Source organism: Desulfocastanea catecholica, assembly GCF_054657295.1.
Window position 1 is genome coordinate 1 of sequence record NZ_BAAHYZ010000066.1, and the last position, 5527, is coordinate 5527.

The 5527-nt window shown below is 47.7% G+C and carries 6 protein-coding genes; all 6 read right to left on the reverse strand.

The features are described from left to right. Positions 1–30 precede the first annotated feature (30 nt). A complete protein-coding gene (locus ACYQ8U_RS22460; protein WP_459947798.1) occupies positions 31–273 on the reverse strand; it encodes a hypothetical protein in 243 nt (80 codons plus the stop codon). Between the two features lie 793 nt (positions 274–1066). Next, the gene (locus ACYQ8U_RS22465) at positions 1067–1369 is read right to left on the reverse strand and encodes an HGGxSTG domain-containing protein (RefSeq protein ID WP_459947799.1); all 303 of its coding nucleotides are present in this window, start codon (positions 1367–1369) and stop codon (positions 1067–1069) included. Continuing rightward, the gene (locus ACYQ8U_RS22470) at positions 1359–1919 is read right to left on the reverse strand and encodes a hypothetical protein (protein WP_459947800.1); all 561 of its coding nucleotides are present in this window, start codon (positions 1917–1919) and stop codon (positions 1359–1361) included. The genes ACYQ8U_RS22465 and ACYQ8U_RS22470 overlap by 11 nt, the downstream gene beginning before the upstream one ends. Positions 1920–2505: 586 nt before the next feature. Next, the gene (locus ACYQ8U_RS22475; RefSeq protein WP_459947801.1) at positions 2506–4656 is read right to left on the reverse strand and encodes a P-loop NTPase family protein; all 2151 of its coding nucleotides are present in this window, start codon (positions 4654–4656) and stop codon (positions 2506–2508) included. Continuing rightward, positions 4653–4895, reverse strand: coding sequence for a helix-turn-helix domain-containing protein (locus tag ACYQ8U_RS22480; protein WP_459947802.1), 243 nt, complete (start codon positions 4893–4895; stop codon positions 4653–4655). The genes ACYQ8U_RS22475 and ACYQ8U_RS22480 overlap by 4 nt, the downstream gene beginning before the upstream one ends. Positions 4896–5066: 171 nt before the next feature. Next, positions 5067–5309 carry a hypothetical protein gene (locus ACYQ8U_RS22485; RefSeq protein ID WP_459947803.1) on the reverse strand — a complete coding sequence of 81 codons (243 nt, stop codon included), beginning with the start codon at positions 5307–5309 and terminating at the stop codon, positions 5067–5069. Between the last annotated feature and the right edge of the window lie 218 nt (positions 5310–5527).

Here is a 5527-nt window from a genome sequence, read left to right on the forward strand (position 1 = left end):
TAATTGGCACTTTGCTGTCTATTCCTGCCCTTATTCATCAGCATCAAAGAGAAGATCCCTGTATTTTTCATCTGCCTCGATCGCCAACCTTTCAACAGCTCCAGCCAGGGAACAGCCCCATATTCCAGCCAGTTTTTTAAGCCTCCAGTATGCCGACGAGTGCAAGTATAGGTCTACCCTGTGCTTTTCTTGATTATACCGCCACGCCCTTGTTTTGGCTCTTTGGTCTGCATGTTTCCTTGGCCTGCCCGGTCCTCTCTTTGTCTCGGTCATCGATTACCCCATGATTGAATTATCCTCGCTCGGGTAAACAATAAAAGTTCCGGAAACTATTTGCAAGATTACAGTTTCCGGAAACTAATTTCTGTGAGGTCGTGTTCCCAATACCCCTAACGCCCTCATATTTGAGTTGGTTCGGGTTCATATTGCTCGCGGCTTGGAAATGAGCCGCGAGGTTTTGAGCTAGCGATGTTTGCCGGGTAATTTTTTACCGGCTCACATCTGCCGCTGCTCTGTGCCAAATCCCGATGTCATCCATGACAATGCCACTCTCCGGTGTGCCAACCCGCTGGCAGTAGTGGGCCGACATTCGGTAAAAGTTAGTAAAATGTTAGTGTCTACCCTTGCTGAAACCTTGCATATATAAACGGTAATTAGTAATGCGAATGATAGGTAAAACCTTACCAAAACCTTAGGTATGCAACAAAGTCAAAAACTATTCATGATTGATCGTAAATGTCTGAGTTTACCTTATATTTTTGTTCACAACATGTTTGCAAAAGGTTGGCACTTTGAAAGGCTAAAATCATGTACACCCTTCCAAAAACATTACCGTTGTCAGGTCTGCTTGCGGCACGTCCAGAATCTTTGTAAAACCTTTGTACTCTTGCCTAACAAACACCATATGGAATTTACCGGCCAAACATTACACTCCATATGGTGCAATAATCGCTTATTTGCCCCATGGTGCAATTTTCAGCCGTGGGCCTGCAATTATATACTCGGTCCGGTTCAACTGTCGCCCCTTGCCCTAAACATGCGCTCAGTACATACGGACATCAACCAATTAGATTGAACCGTCGATGGTCTCCGAGCAAGCTTGTATAAATGCCCGTACCTCTTTACGAAACTTTTTCGCCTCTTTTGTAGTCAAGCCATGTTTGACGGCATTCGTATTGCCCCGGGGTGCGCCTGTCGATTTCCCGCCGTGCCAATGGCACTTGCCGTTTTTCATCGCTGGTTGCTTGCATCGGCATCCGGTGTGCTTTGAAGTGGCGTTACATCTGGGCAGTGTTGTCAGGTCGCAGGGTATGCCGCCATTCTTTAGCCACCCTTTACGGTGCTCAAGGGCTTGTTTTTCACTTTTCATTCTTACCCCCTCCATCAACATTGCCGATTATTGCCTGCCCACCATCCGAAACGTGGATATGCTCAACAGTCATTTTTTGCTGGCCTTTCCCCCGGTGCCGGTTAAGGGTTTCGATCTGTGCAATAAAGGTCCGGTTGAGTTTTGTAAGCATATTGACATTCACGCTCACGCCGTCGTTGTCTTGTTTGGGATTGGCTGCGCGTCTTGCCATTTCCATTGCCAAGTTGTGGGTAGCCACAATTTGCACGGCAAGCATGCCCTCCAGCTCGTCACGGGGTTTTATGGCAAAGAGCATGGGGGTCGTTCCGTTGATGATCTCATCCGCCCCCTTACGTTCAATGACAGGGCTGCACATAAAAACCTGTTCGAGAAGAATATTGCAGCAATCTTGATCCACAGTTCCAAAGGTGGTTGCCGACTGCAAATCAAAGACAACCTTTTCGTTGTGATACTTCACCCGGTTTTTCTCGACACTCTTGCCAAATTTTATAGGGGTGTCTTCCGCATCTTGATTTTCGCCTGCTACAGGTAGTTGGTTTTTTGCTCTCATGATTCATGTCCTCTGTTCTGTCTTCTTAAACTGCCCCATGACGGAATTTTCAGCCGTGGGCCTGTGTTGGTTACTCTGTCCGGTTCGTTTATCACACCCTGGGCCTGCTGTGTTGATAGCCTCTCTGTTGTTTTTTGCTCTGGAGCGCAGTACAAACAATGCAGATCGTCATTATCGACATATGCGAAGCCCGAAAGATTCCCACAGTGGGGACATGGTTCTGATGGACCATGGAAAGCGTATATCAGGCTATCATCGCGAAAGGACATGATCCGATTTTCGGTCAGCCAACTTTCATCGTTCCAGGAATTTTTATGAACTTTTGGTACAGGTCTCTTTTGCATTTTGAAGCCTCTCTTTTGATTTTAGTTTTTCAAAACGATTATAGTTTTTCAGTTTTCTGCAAAGAAGTACCCCACCCCCTGGAAATAGGTAATCTTAATAAACTGGGAAAACTGGGAAAACTGAAAAAACTGGTGAAACTCAATGGATATAGGCCCTTCAGAGGGGCTAGCTACGTAAATACTCCATTCGGCTGTAAGCAGTTTCTTCAGTTTTCCACTTTTCAGAGGGGGGGGTAGTTTTCTCATAAAACACCATAATTGATATGGTAAACGTGCGTGTTCTTGTCCTCGATAACTGTGTGCCAGAATTGATTTTCTGAAGGATTGCTGCCCGTATGATCGGCTAAAGCCTGTGTAATTTTCTTCTTTGTCATGCCGGATCGTTCCGCCGCCTCTTTGACTAGGGCCGTTTTCTGATTGATGTCTGCCCTTATGCACTCCTTGATTACCTCTATTGCCGGTTGGTTGCGCTCAAGTGTAGTTGCAAGACGCTGTGCTTTTTCCGCCGCTTTACGCTCATCTTCACCGACTTCAGCTACTGACTTGAATCGTTCGTGGTATGGTGTGCCGTCTGCAAAATTGTATTGATATTGGGCCTCCCTGATAGAATCACCACGACTCTTGAAGTTCTCGAATACTACGGTCCGAATACCTGTTGTTTTGTCCTCGTTGACAACATCCAGGGTATAGGCACAATCGCCATCGTCGACAAGATCGGACGTTCCGGCATAGACAACTTTCCCACCGTCGTCGCGGTGCTTGTTGACATGTGCGAGCATAATAACCGTGCCGCCCTGGGCAACGAAATCCCGAACGTCATTGTTGAATTTAGAGCCTCTCTTCTTGTCCATCAAATCAGTGAATTTTTTTGTTGTATCAAGAACCAAAACTACGCCCCTTGCCGTTTGGCTTGAAATCATCTTTCCAAGATAAACCGACAAATCAGCCGCCTTGAAATTATTGTAACCGGGAGCCAACATATTAAAACCGCGTTCCTCTGCCAGTTTCAGCTTATAGACAAGACCTTTGTGGTTATCGTCCGCATTGATGTAGAAGACCTTCGAACCATCCAACTCCCCCCGCTGAATTGCGTCACATATCAGCCACAAAATAAGAAGGGTCTTGCCAGCGTTGGGTTTCGCGTAAACCGCCGTTGACTGTCCAAGAATCGCCATTTGCCCAAGGACAAACTTATCGGCAAGCATTTGTTTCTCCATTTCCTTTGACTGTCCGTTCAAGGAAAATTTGCATAAGTCGAAAGGCTCTTCCTCTTTCTGCGGTTCCAGTTTTTGGTCGATGTCTGCCGCCCGGTAATGCGTCGCCGGGTTCCGTGGTGGCTGTGACTCGGCATAGCTCCGGCGGTTCGCTTGATTAATGGTTTCGCCGTCAATCGTGAACATTTCCCCGGCTGCCTTTAACGCTGCCGCCCGGTCGCCGCCGTGCTCAAAATATGCGAACAGGTCGAAGGCATCACCGAAAGCGCCTACTGTGTCTTTGTCCGAATTGTGTGAAGAAATCCATTTGCCGTCCTTGATCGATACGCCCGGTGAACCGCTGCCGGATAATGGACTAAGGTATCGGCTGCCGCGCTGTTGGTAGCCATATGCAAGTAGACAATCCTCGACCGAATAGGATGCGTTGTATGCGTCAATTGGGCTTGTGGTGCCGATTGTCATACGCTGAGAGGCTTTCTGTCGGGCTTGCTCCCGGCTCGCTTCCAGGGCTACTTCAGCCGCCCTTACACGCTCCCTCTCCGCCTGCACCTCTTCATGGAAAACCGTTTCCCATTCGCAGGGGGTGCCCGGTTCGATATGATACTCATACAGTTCGCCCCTGTTCGGCAAATAGCAGACTTGACCGGCCCTCTCGGTCGCTCGATCTGGGGTAATGCCTGCCGTCTCTAGCCGGTCATTGATTATCTTTTGCAGCAAAACATAATCCGCTCCTGGACAAAGACCGGCAAACGGCACGATCAACCGGCACTTTTCATTTTCTGGTTTGGCGCTTCGGGTCAGATAGGCTATAAACCGGACTCCCGGCAAAGCCTTTCTGGTTACCCCGACAACATTCTCAAATCCAGCGGGGTTGTCGTCAATGTCCACCCATCCCGCGCCGTACTGCCCGTGCTCGCGCTGAATAGAATGTGCTCTTGACGGTAGCGTGCTGAATATCACCCACTGTGCTTGATCTTTCGGCACTGAAGGTGGATTGACTGCCATTGCTTCAATCTCTCCGCCGGTAATCGAAAGATAGGCTTGCGGATTGGTGGTGTTGTTCACTGAATGGTGTTGGCCTATGCCCGAACAAAAGCCCTGTTCGGTCGGCTCTTCTTCTTCGTGCAGGGAAAACAGGTTGCCGCCACTGGTAAAAGTCTCTTTTGTCGCGTTCATCATTCACCCCCCATGCCCGGCAAGAATAACTGTCTCTTCGGTTGCAAAATATACAGGGCTACCTCGTGTAAGCTACCATCCTCGGTGCGGTCAAGGGTCTTGCGAGTTTCAATATTAAATCCCATTTTTCGGAGTTCACAAACACGCATAGCAACATGACACCAGCCTTGCCGCCGCGCTTCGAGCGTTGACAGGCTTACATTTTTCTTGAGGTGTTTAAAAACCTGTGTTCGCTGGTTCATATCAAACCCTCCAGCAAAGCCAAAACGCAAAGGATCGCGGCAAAATCAACCAGGCAAAAGCTCATAAACCATTGCAAATCGGTGCAATAGCGACTATATTCAGTTATCAGGGTTTTTATTAAGCGGTCCATTCCGGAGGGGGTGTGGCCGCTTTTGTTTCTTGTCATCGGTCTATGCCTCCAATCTTGCGATAAGCCAATCACACAGGCTATCGGTTGGATAGCATACTTGCCGACCAATTTTGAAAGCTCCTTTAGGGCCAGTGCCTAGGCTGTCGTGGTTTGCAAGATAGCCTGATGAATAAACGCCGCCTGTAAATCGCTTCACTTCTGACCGAGCAATAAACTTTGTGGGGTAATTTGCTGCTGATTCCTGAATAACTTTTACTGCGGATTGTCTTAATGCGGATTCCATAAGTGCCTCTTTAAAATCATGCTCGCCGGTTATCGGCTTGCTATGTGAGACACTTTACGGCCTTGTGAATTGTGCTGCAATTACAGCATATTATACAAGTCGGACATATATTATACAGTTCGGATTTATATTATATATGTCCATCTTTTTTGAGTGTTTTTAAGTGGCGGACTACGGTTTTTTGGTCCAAATTTATATCTCCCCAAATTATAATTTTC

Bases quoted from the DNA above. Each gene is read 5' to 3' on its own strand.
- ACYQ8U_RS22460 (WP_459947798.1), bottom strand. From the start codon at position 273: ATGACCGAGACAAAGAGAGGACCGGGCAGGCCAAGGAAACATGCAGAC.
- ACYQ8U_RS22465 (WP_459947799.1), bottom strand. From the start codon at position 1,369: ATGAAAAGTGAAAAACAAGCCCTTGAGCACCGTAAAGGGTGGCTAAAG.
- ACYQ8U_RS22470 (WP_459947800.1), bottom strand. From the start codon at position 1,919: ATGAGAGCAAAAAACCAACTACCTGTAGCAGGCGAAAATCAAGATGCG.
- ACYQ8U_RS22475 (WP_459947801.1), bottom strand. From the start codon at position 4,656: ATGATGAACGCGACAAAAGAGACTTTTACCAGTGGCGGCAACCTGTTT.
- ACYQ8U_RS22480 (WP_459947802.1), bottom strand. From the start codon at position 4,895: ATGAACCAGCGAACACAGGTTTTTAAACACCTCAAGAAAAATGTAAGC.
- ACYQ8U_RS22485 (WP_459947803.1), bottom strand. From the start codon at position 5,309: ATGGAATCCGCATTAAGACAATCCGCAGTAAAAGTTATTCAGGAATCA.